Raw genomic sequence first — 242 nt, forward strand, 5'->3', positions numbered from 1 at the left:
TCAGCAGCGCCAGCCGCACTCAGCGCAGCAGTCATACGGCGTATTCCGGCGACCTGACAGGTGGCAGCTTCTTCGGCAAAAACGGCGATGGGGATAAAGGCAACACCTTGAATACCGGCAGCAAGGTCAACGCCGACGGCAAGCTGATCGTCCAGGCGGATGAGGTGCGCATCAGCGGCAGCCAGGCCCGAGGCGGTAAACAGGCCAGCGTGATCAGCGACAAAGGTTCGCTGGTGATCGAC

General features: G+C 61.6%; 1 protein-coding gene. It reads left to right on the plus strand.

The genetic code is table 11. The features are described from left to right. On the plus strand, positions 1 to 242 hold a 242-nt coding region (locus KZZ04_RS20565; RefSeq protein ID WP_219424086.1), incomplete at both ends, for a hypothetical protein.

It is taken from the genome of Pseudoalteromonas sp. CR1, from assembly GCF_019392235.1.
Taxonomy (GTDB): Bacteria; Pseudomonadota; Gammaproteobacteria; order Enterobacterales; family Alteromonadaceae; genus Pseudoalteromonas.